The 15,590-nt window shown below is 70.8% G+C and carries 15 protein-coding genes; 8 read left to right on the top strand and 7 right to left on the bottom strand.

The window, feature by feature from the left end; all coding sequences use genetic code 11:
- Nucleotides 1–93 precede the first annotated feature (93 nt).
- The 5 genes from BI06_RS01315 (at nt 94) to BI06_RS01295 (ending at nt 5,651) form a co-directional block, all read left to right on the top strand.
- Nucleotides 94–1,023 (top strand): trypsin-like peptidase domain-containing protein, encoded by a 930-nt coding sequence (locus tag BI06_RS01315; protein ID WP_082558180.1) that lies wholly within the window; start codon nt 94–96, stop codon nt 1,021–1,023.
- Between the two features lie 147 nt (nt 1,024–1,170).
- Entirely contained in the window at nt 1,171–1,899 is a 729-nt protein-coding gene (locus BI06_RS01310) for a hypothetical protein (protein WP_043463938.1), read from the top strand.
- Between the two features lie 368 nt (nt 1,900–2,267).
- Nucleotides 2,268–3,044 carry a hypothetical protein gene (locus tag BI06_RS01305; RefSeq protein ID WP_043463937.1) on the top strand — a complete coding sequence of 259 codons (777 nt, stop codon included), beginning with the start codon at nt 2,268–2,270 and terminating at the stop codon, nt 3,042–3,044.
- Between the two features lie 538 nt (nt 3,045–3,582).
- A complete protein-coding gene (locus BI06_RS01300) occupies nt 3,583–4,821 on the top strand; it encodes an IS110 family transposase (RefSeq protein WP_043463936.1) in 1,239 nt (412 codons plus the stop codon).
- Nucleotides 4,822–4,883: 62 nt separating this feature from the next.
- The gene (locus tag BI06_RS01295; protein ID WP_043463933.1) at nt 4,884–5,651 is read left to right on the top strand and encodes a hypothetical protein; all 768 of its coding nucleotides are present in this window, start codon (nt 4,884–4,886) and stop codon (nt 5,649–5,651) included.
- 293 nt (nt 5,652–5,944) lie between these two features.
- Here BI06_RS01295 and BI06_RS01290 read toward each other — a convergent pair whose 3' ends face one another.
- The 3 genes from BI06_RS01290 to BI06_RS01280 all read right to left on the bottom strand — a co-directional run bounded on the left by BI06_RS01290 (nt 5,945) and on the right by BI06_RS01280 (nt 7,985).
- A complete protein-coding gene (locus BI06_RS01290) occupies nt 5,945–6,916 on the bottom strand; it encodes an SUKH-4 family immunity protein (RefSeq protein ID WP_149030223.1) in 972 nt (323 codons plus the stop codon).
- Between the two features lie 227 nt (nt 6,917–7,143).
- A complete protein-coding gene (locus BI06_RS01285; RefSeq protein WP_043463926.1) occupies nt 7,144–7,326 on the bottom strand; it encodes a hypothetical protein in 183 nt (60 codons plus the stop codon).
- Nucleotides 7,323–7,985 carry a hypothetical protein gene (locus BI06_RS01280; RefSeq protein ID WP_043463923.1) on the bottom strand — a complete coding sequence of 221 codons (663 nt, stop codon included), beginning with the start codon at nt 7,983–7,985 and terminating at the stop codon, nt 7,323–7,325. Before BI06_RS01280 ends, BI06_RS01285 begins: the two co-directional genes overlap by 4 nt.
- Before the next feature lie 82 nt (nt 7,986–8,067).
- On the opposite strand from BI06_RS01280, the gene mihF reads away from it, so the two are divergent.
- Complete coding sequence (gene mihF / locus BI06_RS01275) at nt 8,068–8,370, top strand: integration host factor, actinobacterial type (RefSeq protein ID WP_043463920.1); 303 nt, start codon at nt 8,068–8,070, stop codon at nt 8,368–8,370.
- 87 nt (nt 8,371–8,457) lie between these two features.
- Here mihF and BI06_RS50165 read toward each other — a convergent pair whose 3' ends face one another.
- Complete coding sequence (locus tag BI06_RS50165; RefSeq protein WP_158516362.1) at nt 8,458–8,613, bottom strand: hypothetical protein; 156 nt, start codon at nt 8,611–8,613, stop codon at nt 8,458–8,460.
- A 194-nt stretch (nt 8,614–8,807) separates the two neighbouring features.
- Here BI06_RS50165 and BI06_RS01270 point away from each other — a divergent pair, with 194 nt between their 5' ends.
- On the top strand, nt 8,808–9,920 hold the full coding sequence (locus BI06_RS01270) for a hypothetical protein (protein WP_043463917.1): 1,113 nt from the start codon (nt 8,808–8,810) through the stop codon (nt 9,918–9,920).
- A 592-nt stretch (nt 9,921–10,512) separates the two neighbouring features.
- Here BI06_RS01270 and BI06_RS47615 read toward each other — a convergent pair.
- The 3 genes from BI06_RS47615 to BI06_RS01255 form a co-directional block, all read right to left on the bottom strand.
- A protein-coding gene (locus BI06_RS47615; RefSeq protein WP_369826033.1) for an IS5 family transposase occupies nt 10,513–11,312 on the bottom strand; the annotation gives its coding sequence in 2 pieces (ribosomal slippage) (nt 10,513–10,964 and nt 10,964–11,312; 801 coding nt in all).
- Nucleotides 11,312–11,791, bottom strand: coding sequence for a hypothetical protein (locus tag BI06_RS01260; RefSeq protein ID WP_043463913.1), 480 nt, complete (start codon nt 11,789–11,791; stop codon nt 11,312–11,314). Before BI06_RS01260 ends, BI06_RS47615 begins: the two co-directional genes overlap by 1 nt.
- A 113-nt stretch (nt 11,792–11,904) precedes the next feature.
- Entirely contained in the window at nt 11,905–12,186 is a 282-nt protein-coding gene (locus BI06_RS01255; RefSeq protein ID WP_043463911.1) for an HU family DNA-binding protein, read from the bottom strand.
- A gap of 299 nt (nt 12,187–12,485) precedes the next feature.
- Between BI06_RS01255 and BI06_RS45775 the strand changes: the two genes are divergently transcribed.
- Complete coding sequence (locus tag BI06_RS45775; RefSeq protein WP_107113244.1) at nt 12,486–15,590, top strand: DnaB-like helicase C-terminal domain-containing protein; 3,105 nt, start codon at nt 12,486–12,488, stop codon at nt 15,588–15,590.

The following is a 15,590-nucleotide window of genomic DNA, read 5'->3' as shown; positions in this document are numbered from 1 at the left end:
CATGGCGCACTCCTGTGACCGTGCCGTACCGAACCTGGCAGTCGAGGGGGCGGGATCCTCCGGAGGCACACTCGGAGGGCCTAGGATCCGGCTATGACCGACGCTTCCCGTGGTGCTCCTGTTCAGGACGGTCAGAGTCGGGGCGTGCTGAAGGTGCCCGAGATGGCGTCGCTCTACCTTGAGCCGCTGGGGCCGATGGGGCTGCCGGTCTCGGGAGGCGCGACCGGGTTCGTCGTGCGGGACGGCCAGGCGCTGTTCCTGGTCACGAACCGGCACGTGGTGACCGCCCGGAATTCCAAGACCGGTGACCGGCTGGGAGGGCTCTCGCCGTCGGCGGTGCGTGTCTACCTCCGTTCGCAGCTCGTGGGCCGGTGGGTCGGCGTCGTGGTGGAGCTCGGTGACGAGGACGGCCGGCCGCTGTGGTGGGAGCACCCAGAGCACGGATGGCAGGTCGACGTCGTCGCGATCCCGTTCCCGGCGCAGGGAGTGCCTCAGGAACTGGTGGACTGGTCGGCCGCCTACACCGTGGGTGGCCCGGCGCTGCCCCGGCTCGGCATCGCGAGCCAGGTGCATGTGATCGGCTATCCCGTCGGGTTCGACCCGAACCGGACCAGTGCGTGGCTCGGGGTCTGGACACGCGGGACGCTCGCCTGGCCACCGTCACTCGACTGGGAGGGCCTGCCCACGATGCTCATCGACTGCCGTGCGCGCCAAGGGCAGTCCGGGTCACCCGTGGTCTTCTACGCGGACGAGCTGACTCGCTTCCTCGCCTCCGACGGCAGCGAGCTGGTGGGACCGGCGTGGGATCTCGTCGGCGTCTACAGCGGACGGACCCAACTGGACAGCGACGTCGGCATGGTCTGGAAGCGCTCAGCGGTCGCGGACATCATCGCTGCCAGCCAGCGGCCGGACGGGCCCTACGTGAATCCCCTCGACGCTGCCGCGGACCGGACCGCCGCCCTGTTTCCGGCCGAGTCCGAGGCTGAGCAGCACGGGGGCGCTGCACTAGGCTCCGGCTCATGACCGGCCCTTCCTCCAGCCCGCCCGACGACGGCATGGCCCGGGGTGTGCCGCGCAAGCTGGAGGTCCCGGCGCTCGCGTCACTGGACCTGGAGTTCCTCGACCACGAGGGCAAGCCGATGGGAGGTAGGGGGCGCGACCGGATTCGTCATGCGCGATCGCAATCAGGATCCCTACCTGGTCACCAGCCGCCGCGCCGTAGTCGGCAGCGGTGAGGACGCCCCCGCGACCGTGTTGCGGGTCCTCATGCACGCCCACGGCCGGCCGTTCGGCGTCTGGATCCCTGTGACCCTCAGGCTGGGCGATGAGCATGGGCGGCCCCTCTGGTACGAGCACCCTGTGCACGGGGTCGAAGTGGATGTCATCGCGCTTCCCATCCCCCAGAACGTGGAGGAGGCGGTCGACCTCATCTCCTACCAGGTGGCCGAGTCTCCACTTTCCCGCGTCGACATCGCGAGCGAGCTCTTCGTGATCGGCTTCCCGATCGGATTCAGCTCACTGCGGGCGAACGCGGCACTCGGCGTCTGGTGCCGTGGGACGGTCGCCTGGCCGCCCTCGCTGGACTGGGAGGGGCTGCCGCGTATGCTCCTGGACTTCCGTGCCCGGCCGGGTCAGATCGGCTCTCCCGTGGTGGCTTACATGGACGACACGCGGGCCTTCATCATGTCCGACGGCAGGCCGGCGGAGGGGCGTTGGTGGGACCTCGTCGGTATGTACGGCGGCGGCACGACGTCGGGCGACGTCAACGTGGGTGTGGTGTGGAAGCGCTCGGTGATCGACGACATCGTGGAACGAGGGCTTCTTCCTGACGGGCCCTGTGTCCCGCATCTCGACGAAGCTGTCGACTGGTTGAGCTTGGCCGAGCCGCCGCGGTCCTGAGGGTCTACCTGGCTGGTGTCGCCCTGCTATCCGTGTTCCCTGGTCCCCCGCGGTGGCCCCGGCAGTCCCCGGATGCTCTGCCGACAGCGGATCGGCCACAGGAGTCGTGGTACCGGGATCTGCGCCAGCCCGCACGCACAACTGCCCATTATCGGAACGTGCCTAATTCAGGTATCTGGGGGTTCGTCAGGCAAGTTCGACACGTACGGGATGTCGGCGGTTGGCGCGCCCCTTGGCCTGCCATGCCCCCAGCATGCACCCGCTCGGGCCCGACCCATGCAAATGTATCGCTCGATACGCATTGCGGTGTAGCATGTATCGTGCGATACATCGACGGCCGGTTGTTCGGTCCTGCGAGAGGGTTCGTCATGGTGGAACTGCCCCTGCACACGAGCAAGGACATGCGGGAGGAGGCCCTGGCGGAGTACGGCCCCGGCCTGTACTTCCTCAACAATGGCTACCGCGAGTTCGGCGGCAGCGGATGGCACTCCGCGCGGTCGGTGCAGCACGGTGTCCGGGTCTGGCTGATGGACGGCAGCGAGGCCGTCGCATGCGCGCAAGAGGAGGTCAGTCGGGCCGAGGCGGACGCAGAGGTGGAGCGCCTGGTCGCACAGATGGCCCCGTGGGCGCCGGCGGTCGCGGCCCTCGCCCGGGCCGACCGTCTCGCCGCGAGTCACGACAGGATCGTGCAGCTCAGGGACGAGATCACCAGGGACACCCCGAACGAGCGGATCGACTGGCTACTCGACCGCCACCCCGGGCTGCTGACCGCCGACGAGCGCAAGCTCTGGTGGTCGCACCGCCAGAAGATCTACAACGGGCTCAGCGTCAAGGCCACGGCCGTCCACGGCGAGAGCCTCGACGCCCGCACCGAGGCCATGGCCGCCGTGCCGCCCCGCGGTGCCCTGCCGCCCACCCCGAACAGCTGGGTGGTACCCGGCTCCGGCCCTATCACCCAGCTCTGGACCCGGCCGCTGATGGAGCTCTGCGCGCAGGCGTGGGCAGCCGCGCGTGACGAGGTGGAGGACTCCCGGGGCCCCATGGTCCGTTGGGCGGTCGACGCGGGCATGAGCAAGTCGCAGCTTCACCAGCTGACCGGCATGTCCCGCGCCACGATCGACCGGTACCTGGACCAGTCGAAGTAGCCGTTGCCATGCTGCGGTGCCCCTCTTGCTTCCAATCGCCTACGTGCCTCACGTGCCTAATTCGTTGATAGCGGATCGGTGGAGCCAGGGGGCTGATGTCGGTCCGTTCGAATGCCGAGGTCGTGACGCCTCGCGCCACCCGGGCCGGTGAGGCCTTCGGATAGATCGGCGCGCGGCCCCGGTGTTCGTGGTGGTGGCGGTCGCGTGGGCGCCGGACGAACGCCTATTACGTGCCCGGCCGTCGAGGCCTCTTGTCAGAGCGGCGGCGTCCGGCGGCCTCCCGACCGCCACCACCGTCAACACCACTCGCTTGATCACTCGTTGGTGTTGGTGGTGCGAGCCCGTCGCACGGTGACCTCTCGAAACTCCCGAGCTGCCCGAGCTCCCGCAACAGACCGAGGCCCGCGCGGCGCGCTGGTGCCACGAACGGCTAGTGAGGTGGCGGACCGGCCGGGTGGTCGAGTCCTGGAATTAGGTCGCTGCGTGGCCCGCATGCGCTCGCAACCAGCGCAAACACCGCGCCCATGGGGAGGGAACCTTGATCTACTGCGGCATCGACTGGGCCCAGCGAACACACGACGTCGCCCTGGTCGACGACACCGGCCAGCTGCTGGCCAAGAGGCACATCACCGACGACGCAGCCGGCTACAAGCTGCTGTTGGACCTGCTCGCCGAGTACGGCGACACCGAGGACACCCCGATCCCTGTCGCGATCGAAACCTCCCGCGGCCTGCTGGTCGCGATCCTGCGGACCGGTCGGCGCAAGGTCTTCGCGATCAACCCGATGGCCGCCGCCCGCTACCGCGACCGCCACGCCGTCTCCCGCAAGAAGTCCGACCCCGGCGACGCCCTGGTCCTGGCCAACATCCTGCGCACCGACATACACGCCCACCGGCCCCTGCCCGACGACAGCGACCTGGCCCGTGCCGTCGCCGTCCTCGCCCGTGCCCAGCAGGACGCGGTCTGGAACAAGCAGCAGATGGCCAACCAGCTCCGCTCCCTGCTTCGCGAGTACTACCCAGCCGCCCTGGCCGCCTTCGAGTCGTGGAAGAACGGTCTGTGCCGCCCCGAGGCCCGCGAGATCCTCAAGGCCGCCCCCACACCGTCCAGGGCCGCGCGGCTGACCCGCACGCAGCTCGCCGCCGCCCTCAGGCGGTCCGGTCGCCAGCGCGGTATCGAGGCGGAGGCAGATCGGCTGCGCGAGGTCTTCCGTGCCGACTGGGCCCACCAGCCCGCCCTGGTCGAGGACGCCCTCGGCCGGCAGATGCTCGCCCTCCTGGGCCAGCTCACGGCCGCCTGCACCGCCGCCGACGACCTCGCCCAGGCCGTCGAGGAGGTGTTCCCACAGCACCCGGACGCCGAGATCATCCTCAGCTTTCCCGGCCTCGGCACCCAGCTCGGCGCCCGCGTCCTCGCCGAGATCGGCGACGACCGTCACCGGTTCGCCGACGCCCGCGGTCTCAAGTCCTACGCGGGCGCATCTCCCGTCACCCGGGCCTCCGGCAAGAAGTCCAGCATCACCCGCCGGTGGGTGAAGAACGACCGGCTGAACCACGCCGGCTACCTGTGGGCCTTCTCCGCGATCACGGCCTCGCCCGGTGCGAAGGCCCACTACCGCCGCCGCCGTGACGACCACGGCGACTGGCACGCCGCCGGCCAGCGCAACCTGTTCAACCGCATGCTCGGCCAGCTCTACCACTGCCTCAAGAACCGCCGCCTGTTCGACGAACACACCGCGTTCCCGGCGCCGCAGGCCCCAGCACTGGCGGTGGCGTAGGTGATCTCGCTTGCGACTCACCGCCCCGCGGAGGCCGCTGGGCAGCGTGCTTGAATCACCGGATGATCGACTGGTCCACACTCCACGACGCCTACGGCCCGGCACACGCGATACCCGGGCTGCTGGACCGGGCCGTCGATCGTGACCAGGAGGCGATCGACCTGCTCTGGGGGAGCTTGTGCCACCAGGGGACGATCACCCCCGCGAGCATTGCCGCATTGCCGCGGCTGGCGGACATCGCGAAGGCCGAGGACATCGGGGACTGGGCGCTTGATCTGGCCGGCGCCATAGCGGGTGGACTCCTCCAACCCCACGGCGTCGACGAAGAAGTCGCCCGGTGCGCGCCGACCCTGGCCGAGCTGCGGGTCACGGCTGCTGCTCGGCTGAGGCCTGGCCTGGACGGGAAGACCTACCTAGGCCGGCTGCGGGTCATGCTCGCGTTCGACGGCCAGCCTCTGTGGTTCGAGTCTCTGGACGACTTCACCGACTCCTTCGTCACCGTCGCCTGCCCGCACTGCGACGCCTCGGTGACGATCGCGGTGGGCGACTACGGTTGCTACTCGTCGATCCGGGACTGGCACCTGGGGGACGTCCACCAGGTCCCGCTCCGGCCGGCCGCCTCGCACGAGCTGACCGGCATCGGGAGGACGCTGTGCGAGCTGGCTGTACGGGATGGCCAGCAAGAGCTGGCCTGGGGCCTGACGCACCTGTTCGGCCGGGCGGAATGCCCAGGATGCGGGAGCGTCTTCGGCATCGCAGACGAGTACGAGGCCGCCAACGCACCCGCCCCATGGAACTTCACCCGAAGCCACACCAAAGACGCTCCCTGACCACCGGCAGGGACCTCAAAATCGAACACTGGGCTCGTGCCCGCTGCCCTGACTTGACGGCTTGGCGCCGTGAGGTGTCTGACAGCTTCGGATGCCAGTTGATCTGCTCAGACGGCCCGGGAGCCTCAGATAACAGAACCAGCGTGCTCGGCCCTCGCGACCGCACCACCGTCATCTGCCCGCGCTGCGGACCCGCTCACAGCCACCCCGCCGACCAACCCCCACTCACCGTCCACACGTTCAGCAGCGGGACGCCAACCTCCTGCGGGCCGAACCGCCCGGCGGCAGGTCGCTTAATCGAGCAAGGCGCCCATGTGGCAGTCATCGGTGCGCATCGGCCAGAAGTGGTCCTCGGTGGCCCACGCCGGGGGATCGAGGGCGCGCAGGAGGGTCTCACAGACGCTGTCGAGGAGATCGCGGGGGCGGAAGACTGCCCACGGTGATGAAGCGGCCGGACTGCTGCAGCGCCTACGCTCCGCACGGAGCCGCTCGTAGGTCCACAGCACATGGAGCAATGTGGCGACATCGCGGTGGAGGTAGGGCGCGGGCTGGTTGTCGTCGAACCGGTCGGGAAGCTCGATCCGGCCGGTGGCGCCGTTGAGCGCGACGTCGAGGTCGTACATCCACCCGCCGAGCACTACGTACTCGCCCTGGTATTGGCGCCCAGTCGACTCCCCGTCGCCGGGTACGTAGTCTCCGGGGTAGCACTCGGCCATGGTTGCCAGCGGCCCGTCGGAGTCAACTACCAGGGTGCAGCGGTCGGAGACTGGCAAGCCGACGTCGGTGAGCAGGCGCCGTGTCGGGCCGTGGACGAGACTCTCGGGCAGGTTGTGGGGGCCGAACCGCCGGACGGTGCCGTCACCGGTCAGTGCGGCGAGGTCCTCGACCAGGTCGGGCCCGATCACGACCGAGCTGCCCGGCTTCGCGGGTTCCGCGCCCCAAGCCAGTGCACGGACCCGCAGTGCGGTTTCCCAGTGCGCGGGCCGCCCACCGGTGCGCCTCCACAGGTCCGGATCGGCCTCGCGCATCTCCCGCAGACCGAGCCGCACGGCCGCGTCGACGGTCGCGGGCCCGTACGGAGCGACCTCCTCGCCCGGTTCCCTCTCGTAGTCGCCCGCGGCACACAGCGTGGTGGACTCCACCACCAGCATCATCGCAATCAGGGCGCGCGGGTTGCTGGCCAGCAGGTCGCGTCGAAGCACCCCGTGCTTGTCCGGGCAGGCCAGGTACACCGCGCCGTTCGCACCGTCGAGCAGCACGGTCACGTCCTCGTTCCCCGACGGGTACAAGGCCTCGCCCAGGACGAACAGGCCCTCGCTGTCTTCGACGAGAAGGTCGCCGAACCGCTCGCCGACCGTGCACGGTGGCCCTTCGGAGGTGGCTCGCAGGTCCAGATACGCGTAGCACCAGGACAACTCGCCGCTCGCCAGTAGTTCCCGGCTCGTCTCGTCCGTCAGTCCGGCCGGCTGGCCGTGAGCTTTCCCACCTGCACCTAGTCCCACCGTCGTGCCCCCGCGTGGTTGTTCGTCGTCGGACGACGGTGCCCGCGCCTGTCCGCGAGGAAGTCCTGGAACTCCCGTTCCTCGTACTCGTAGTCGTCCACCGCCACCAGGCGTTCCTCACCGGCCTCGACATCGGACTCTATCCCCGACTCCGGTCCGAACGACTCACTCACGCTGGCTCCGGGGCCGGCTGCGAGTCGGCGACCCGGTCGATGGTCGTGCGGGCGATGCCCGTGGCTCGGTGCAAGTCAATAGGGCGCATGCCGACGCCCAGCGCCGCCGCGATCAGGTGGTTGCGCTCGTTGTCAAGCATCACCTTCTCTTCGCCTGCGGTCGGATGCTTGGTGCGCCAGGCCTCGGCGGCGATCCTCGCCCAGCGAGTGTGGTCCCAGTGGGCGCCCTCGACCGGGTCGCCGAAGTGTGCTGGGCAGCGCGATCCGGGCCCGGCCGGCGCGTCCTCCATACAGGTTCGATGGCCACAGAGTTCCCGCACGCGGATTCCGTCGTCAGGGTGGCCGCCAGCCATCAAGCGACGCGAAGCAAAGCGGGGGGTGCCCGGGTAGTGCAGGACGGCAGTGCGGCGGATGGGCGAACCGGTCTCTACCTCGAACGGTCCCTTGTGCTGCCAGCCATCGCTCCAGTGCTGGACGATGTGGCCGGCGACCGCGAGGGCGACGAGCGGGTGCCACTCGACCGGCCCGCCCCATCCGACTCTCTCCGTGGAGGGCGAGTCCAGCACGACCGGGGTCGGGGTCCCCTCGTCGGTCCCGGCTTGCTCGATCGAGGCCATCGCCTCGCGGATCAGTTGGCCGGTGGTGACCGTGGAGCTCACAACATCCTCCAGGTGCAGCGCGCACTACAGACAATGCATCGCACGCTACATCTGGCGATGGGTCACGCACAACCTGCCACGGATGTCAGGCCGCGAGGCCCGCTTCGAGGCGCTCGCGAAGGCGATGGCCACCCGCCACCACCGTTCGGAGCTCCTCGCGAAACTCAAGGCCGGCAACCTCGCTCTGGAGGACTTCCTGGCGCGGCAGGACGATGTCACCGGGAAGACCAGGATCTTCGAGCTGCTGACGAGCCTGCCGGGCGTCGGGGCGGTGCGGGGCCGACGCTTGCTGACGGAGCTCGGCATCTCCGAGAGCCGGCGCGTCCGCGGCCCGGGGGCGCAGCAGCGCCAGCGGCTCGTGGCCGCGTTCGCGGCTCCGCGCTGAGCTGCCTCCGCCCGCCCGTACGGGCTCGGTCTCGGTGCGTCCGGGATGCGGCGTGCCAGAGCGTGCCCCGGCACGCCGCTTCGGCCGCTACGGCCGGAGGACGGCCGCGGACACCAGGGCGCTGACCGCCCAGGCCAGCAGAGCCACCTCCCACGGTCTGTAGCCGTTCCGCTGGGCCCACTGCCGGGTGAGCAGGTGTGCGCAAGGCGCGGCGAGCGCCATCACGGACGCGGATCGCTTCATGATCATTCCTACCTTTCAGGTTGTCGGATGCACCGGGCCCACGGCGGGCCCACTTCCAGAGAAGCAACTCCAACTGCTCCTGATCAACCGCCGGTTGCCCGTTTGCAAGTTGTCGGGGGCTGCGCCGGGAGTACCTTGTCGGAGCCGTCGCCGCGGCACCCCGGTTCGCGGGTGGGCGCCACTACCCTTGGGCCATGAACGACGACCTGGTGCCCCCGCCACTGCGGCGCGAGGATCTCCTGCGCGCGGCGGCGGAGGCCGGGTACGTGGTCAGCGAGCGCCTGCTGGAGACGCTTCGCTCCCAGGGCCTGGTCCCCCGGCCGAGGCGGACGGCGAACAACGGGGTCAGGCCGGTCTGGTCCTACCCGGCCGGTGCCGACGGCCAGCTCGTCGCGGTGATGGCCTACCGCGCCCGCACCAAGGACCCGGCCACCTTGCGGGCTCTGCTGTGGCTGGACGGCCACGCCATCGACACGGCCACCGGCCGCGAGGCCCTGGCCGCAGTCCTCGACCAGACCTGCCGTGAGCTCGAGAACGCCTTGACGGCCGAGGCCGAGCGGCTGGGCGAGGCCGGTCCCGGCTCCCGCGACCGCGCGCTGGAGTCGCTGGCCGGCCAGCTCTCCGGCCGCCGTGGCTCGCACGCCCTTCCGCGCCGCGTGCGCGTGAAGGCAGCGGACCGGGCCGATGCCGTGGTGAGGCTGCTGAGGGCCTTCGCCTTCGGTGAGCAGCAGGGTGTCAGCGAGGACGACGCCTTGATGGCCGAACGGGTTCTGGGGATCTCGCCTGGTCGTCGTGATCGTGTCGCCGATGCGGGGCCCTGGCTCACCGGTCCCGCAGCCGAGTTGTTCAAGTTCGGCGCCAGTGTCACCTCGCTTCCCGCCATCGCCGGGTCGGTCGCGGCGGCCGGCGACGACGAGCTGGAGCGGGCGCGTGTCCTGGCCCAAACGCTCGCCGCGGGCCTCGCTCTCGCCAGTCGGGTGCTCGACGAGGCGACCGGCAGTGCGAATCGGGCCGGCCTCCAGGCCGTCTCGGATCTCGCCGGAGAGCCGTTCGTACGGCTGCTGATGGTCGGGCTGGCCACGTCCCTGATCAGCCGCGGCTACGCCGAACAGCTGGAGCACGTCACCGCCGCCGCAGGCCGGTTCCAACCGCTGCTGGGCAACCTCGATCGCGTCCTGGAGATGCCCGCGAGCACCGTCGCACGCAATCTCCGAAGGGCCGAGCCGGAAGTACGGGCAAGCGCGACCCGTCTCATCGACGCGGCTCTCGACGGTCGCCTGAAGCCCGGGCCGGCCGCCGGCATCTGAGCCGTCCTCCGCCGGCGATGTGCAGCAGCCGTCGTCGGCCCGGCCCGCACCTCGGTGTGCGCAGCCGTGCCGCCCTGCGGCTCTCTGTCACCGGCTGGCCGGCTCGGTGCCATCTGATGGGACCGGGTACGGCACGATGGTCGCCCTGGCGGCGCTACCAGGTGCAGCGCCGGACCGAAGTGGAGGGGCGATGGCGGCAAGCGACGATGCGGCGAGACTGCGGGAGTTCGTGGGAACCTATTCCGCGTCGGCGACAACGAGCAGGTGCTGCGGTGGGGCCTGCCCGAGGGAGCAGTAGCCGCATGGGCCGGGCATCCTGGTGCGGGGGACCTGACGCCGTAGCGCTGGGGTGGGTGACCTCCGCTGCGGCCGGCAGGCGAGTGCTGATCGCGTTGGTCTACGGGTGCTTCGGCTACAGCTGGGTGCACAGCTCGGCCCGGGTGATGCCGACGGCGTTCAACTCGTCGATCACGACGTGGAGCACAGCGCGGGCCATCATCGGCGCTACTGCGTCCTTGCAGTCCAGCCAGACCCGCGGAGCGGTTCCGCCGGCGTCGACTGCGGCGTGGTTGGGGCTGTATAAGAAGTCATCTCATTTGGTGAGCCTGCGGTAGCAAATGAGGGATGCGGCGATGCTGGCGAATGCTGCGAAGTGGGTGCCCTTGCGTTCGTAGCGGCGGTGGAGCCGGCGGAAGCCTCCGAGCCAGGCGACGGTGCGTTCGATCACCCAACGGTGCCGGCCGAGGCGGGCGGAGGACTCGATCCCGCGGCGGGCGATGCGGGTGGTGATCTGGCGTCGGCGCAGGTAGGACCGGATGAAGCGGTGGTCGTAGGCCTTGTCGCCGTGCAGCTTGCCGGGCCTGCGCCGCCTGGGGCCGCGGCGGGAGCGGATCGGGGGGATGGCGTCGACCAGCGGGATCAGGGCCTGGCTGTCGTGGACGTTGGCCCCGGAGATCGCAAGTGAAAGGGGCAGACCGGTACGTTCGGTGAGTAGGTGGATCTTCGACCCGTACTTGCCCCGATCTACAGGATTCGGACCCGTCAGCTCCCCCTTTTGAGGGCGCGCATGTTCACCGAGTCGACCGCGCACCTCGACCAGTCCAGTTGGCCCCGCGAGCCCAGCTCGTCCAGGACGACCCGGTGCAGCTTGGCCCACACCCTTGCCTTGCTCCACTCCGTGAACCGCCGGTGAGCTGTCGGTCCTGACGGGCCGAAACACGGTGGAAGCTGGGCCCATGTACAGCCTGACGTCGCGACGAACACGATCGCCGCCAGCACCTCGCGGTCCCCGTGCCGGCGTCGGCCGCCGCCCTGCGGACGAGTCGGCGCCTCAGGCACCACCAACTGGAACAGCTCCCACAGCTCATCCGGCACCAGGCGCTCCACAATCATCACACCCGAAGTTTACTCAACCTTCCAAATGAGATGACTTCTAAGGTCACGCCGGTGGAGAGGGCGTCGTCCATCTCCTGCACGGTGAGCTCCTGACCGCCGTCGGTGACCCGCATCAGGCGTGGCAGAGCGGCCGTCAGCGCGGTGACCACCGCCGGGCGGTCGGTCTCGGAGGAACGCACCTCGACCGCCCACAGCTGCTGCTCGCAGATTCCGTGGTCGGCGATGATGCGCAGTGTCCCTGGGTGGACCATCAGGCCGGCGTCGGTGCTCATCGAGGTGACGGCCCGGCTCGTCCAGGGCGCGGCCTGCGCGGAGTACGCCCGGGCGTACGCGTCGGCGACCCGCCAGAGCATGTCGTCTCCGGTGTCACGCACCGCCCGCTCGAACAGGTCGGCAGCCCCCTCGTCGCCGGCGGTCAGCGCTGCGCATCCCTGCTGGAAGAGCGATTCGGGCCCGGGCGTTGCGGCATCGGTCATGACCGAGGGGTATCACGCCGGTCCGACAGGGCACGGGGGCGATGCGACCTGCTGGCGCCCGGCGCCGCGGTGCGGGTGTCCGCAGCCGGGCGGGCCGCGGACACCCGGGTACGTCAGGCGCCCTTGGCGGCGTCCTTGAGCTTGGAGCCCGCGCTGACCTTGGCGCTGTAGCCGGCCGGGATCTGGATCGGGTCGCCGGTCTGCGGGTTACGGGCGGTGCGGGCGGCACGGTGGGTGCGCTCGAAGGTCAGGAAGCCGGGGATGGTGACCTTCTCGTCGCCCTTGGCGACGACGTCGCCGACGATATCGGCGAAGGCGGCCAGAACGGCGTCGGCGTCCTTGCGGGTCACCTCGGCGCGCTCCGAGACGGCGGCCACCAGTTCACTGCGGTTCATGAGGCTACTTCTTCCGATCGACAGTCAGTGACCGACATGCTGCCAGGCCACCGGCACGAAGCCCGCATCGCTCCCAGGTCTCGCATGTCGCCCCCCGGGCACAGAGCTGCCCGCACACGAGCCCCACTGACCATTACGCCGACAGAGGCGACACACCGCGGGCACCAGACGGCTGGCGTCAATCCCACGCCCCCGTCGCCACCCGATGCGGTGCACAATGACCCCAAAAAATATGTACCGCACTGATAGAGTGTGCGGTACATCTTCGGTGGCGGATCCGCCGCTCGAACCCTGACGCCGTGGGAGGCCTCACCGTGCCCGCCAACGCCCCCAGTCCGGACCCGGCCGCGCGGCTCGCGGTCGTCCGCACCGTCCAGGCGCGCGACGCGAGACCGCAGTTGCCCGCCCTCATCAGGGAGACGACCGGCGGCCCCGTTCGCCTCGAACGCGGCGAGGACGCCGCCTGGCTCATCTCACCGGCCCTGGCCGACGAGCTCGCCCTCGCGCTGGCCGACGCGCCGGTGCACGGGATCGCCGAAGCACGCCCGGTTCTGGCGACCCTGGTACAGAACGCCGCGGCCGGTCAGCCCCAGGTACTCCGGCGCCACAAGGCCACTGTCGCGGTCCTCACCGCGGTCCCGGCCACCGCGTCCCCGGAACCGGCCGCCCCCGTCTCGGCCGAGCCCGCGGACGACTTCGCCGAGCTGGTGCACGGCGTCGTCCGCGATCGTGCCGTGATGGCCCTCACCTCCCCGGACCCGGCGAGCGCGCAGGCCGCCCTCACCGCGCACCTCGATCCGGCGGCCGTCGTCCGGGTCTCCCCCGAGGCGTCAAAGACCCGCTCGGCGCTGCTGAACCCGCTCTTCGCCGCACTGCACCCCGGCCGGCCCCAGGCTCGCCCGCGCTCGCTCGCCGACACCACGGCCCTCATCGCCGCCGCCCTCAAGCGCCGCTGGCCCCTGGTGGTCGTCCTGGACGCGCACCGCCTGCCCACCGAGGCGCTGGAAGCCGCGTACACCCTGTGGGCCGCAGACCCCTTCCCACTGGTACTCACCGGAACCACCCACCTCGACGGCGTCCTCGACCGCCCCGCGCTGGCGAGCCTGAAGTCGCAGCTCCTGCGCCACACGATGGACGCCCCCGGCACGCCCCAGCCGCCCGCCGGCCCGCCTGAGCCGGCGGACGACACCGGCGCGTCCGCTCCGGCCGCAGAGCCGCATAAGCTGCAGCAGAGCCCGGTTGTGCCCGCACCAGCCGTCCCCTCCACCGAGTCGGCCACCGCTGCGGCCTCAGCCGCCGAAGTGGCACCGACCCCGGCGGGCCGGCGGCGGATCACTCCCCTGGGCGACGCGCTCGAAGCCCTGCTCACCGTGGCCACCGCGGACGAGGCAGAGCGGGCCGTCACCGCAGCCGGGCTGCCGACCGGCATCGCGGTCCTGGACTCGGTGCTGGGCGGGCTCCAGCCCGGCCGGTTCCACCTGGTCGCGGGCGAGCCGGGCACCGGTTCCAGCCTGATCGCCACCGCGGCCGCCCGCGCCAGCGCCCTCACCCTCGGGCACCCCGTCCTCTACGCCGCCTCCGGGCTCACCCGGGCCGACGTCGCCGCCCGGGTGATCGCCGCCCAGACGCCGGTCGACTACCGCCGCCTGCGCGCCGGCGCCTTGGACGACGCCGAGCGCGGGGCCGTCGCCGAGACCGCCCGGCTCCTGTCCTCGGCGCAGTTGCTGATCGACGACGGGAGCGGCCTGGACGCCGCCGCCATCACCGAGACCGCCGCCGACTTCCCCGGCCTCGCCCTGGTGATCGTCGACCGTCTCCAGGCCGCCCGCGACCCGCGCCTTCCCCTGTCCGGTCCGCCCGCCCTCCGCGACGCCGTTCAGGCCCTGACCCACCTGGCGCGCACCCACGGCATCCCGGTACTGGCCGCGCTCGACACCGACGATGCGGCCCTGCTGCGGGCGCTGGCGGCGGACGTCACCTTGCTTCTCGAACGTCACCACACCCGGGGCGCCGGCGACCAGATCCGGGTGACCGTCGCCGAGCGGGACCTCGGCGAGCAGGCCACGGTGGTCCTGCAGGCGGACTTCGCTCACGCCCGCCTGACCGACCCCGGCCCCGTGCCCGCCGCCGCTCCCGCTCCGGCGCAGGTTCCCGTTGTCGAGCATCCCGCCATGCCATCGGCCGAAGCGGCTGCCGAACCGCCGTCCGCCCCGGAGCAGGAGCCCACAGGTGGATCCGGCCCGGCGGCCGGAGAGGAGCCGACGGCGGATGGTGGCGGATCCGGCTTCCCCACGGACCTGACCTCCCCGGACGCCTGGCGTCCGGTGCCGGAGATCAGCCCGGGTGCCTCCGGATCCCGCGGCCGCCGGGCGAGCGCGGGCTCGTCGTCCAACGGCGGGCGCTACGGCGGGCGTGACTACGACCACTTCCTTCGCGTGATCCGTCTCGCTGTCGCCGAGGTGAAGGAGCAGTACGGCACGGGCAAGGAGGCGATCGAGGCGGCGAAGCTGCGGGGGATCCCCGATGGCATGGCGCTGTTCGAGGCCACCCGGGTCGGAGCGACCTACGAGCACACCGTGTACCCGGAGCGGCTGGAGTTCCTGAGGAAGAAGACCCAGGGCGGCGCCGACGAGGTGTGGGAGGGGCGCCACAACTGGACGAACCGGCCTTTCATGTCCGGGCTCCGGGCCGACGCCCCGGTCACCATCGACGCGCTCGACACCAACGCCGCCTACATGAGCGCGCTGAAGACGCACCTGCCGATCGGCGCACTGCAGCACGACCCCGACGGGGGCTTCCACCCCAAGCGGTCGGGTATCTACCTGCTGCCCAAGCGGCCGCTGTGGCAGCACCCGCACCTGCCCGACCCGATCGGAAACCGGCAGGAGCCGGGGGCCGTGCTGCTGGACGACGCCACCGTGCGGCTGCTGATCCGCTGCCACAAGCTCGACTACTACGCCGACCTGCCGCACATCACCGAGTCGTGGACCTCCGGGGCGAGCGAGAACCTGCTGGAGAAGTTCCGGCGGGTCCTGAACATCGCCCGCGACGAGTTCATCGCCGCCGGTGACGAGGTGGGCGAGGAGTACGTGAAGGCGATGTACTCCAAGTTCGTGTCCACGATCGGCGAGTCCACCTTCAACAGGGAGCTCCGGCGGCCCGACTGGATGCACATCCTGAGGAGCCAGGCGTTCGCGAACCTCTGGTACAAGGCCGAGGCCGCCCACCGGTCCGGCCTGACGATCGTGCGGCTCAAGGGCACCGACGAGCTCCACGTCACCGGCGGCGAGTGGCGCCGCCTTCCGGGCCAGACCGGCGGCGCGTTCGTCGAGGGCCGCGATGCGACCCAGATGAAGCTCAAGAGGCGCTACATCGTCCCCGAGAACTACGAGAAGGCTGCCTGA

This window comes from Kitasatospora sp. MBT66 (genome assembly GCF_000710405.2).
Taxonomy (GTDB): domain Bacteria; phylum Actinomycetota; class Actinomycetes; order Streptomycetales; family Streptomycetaceae; genus Kitasatospora; species Kitasatospora purpeofusca.
This window is presented reverse-complemented; position numbering and strand designations above follow the sequence as displayed.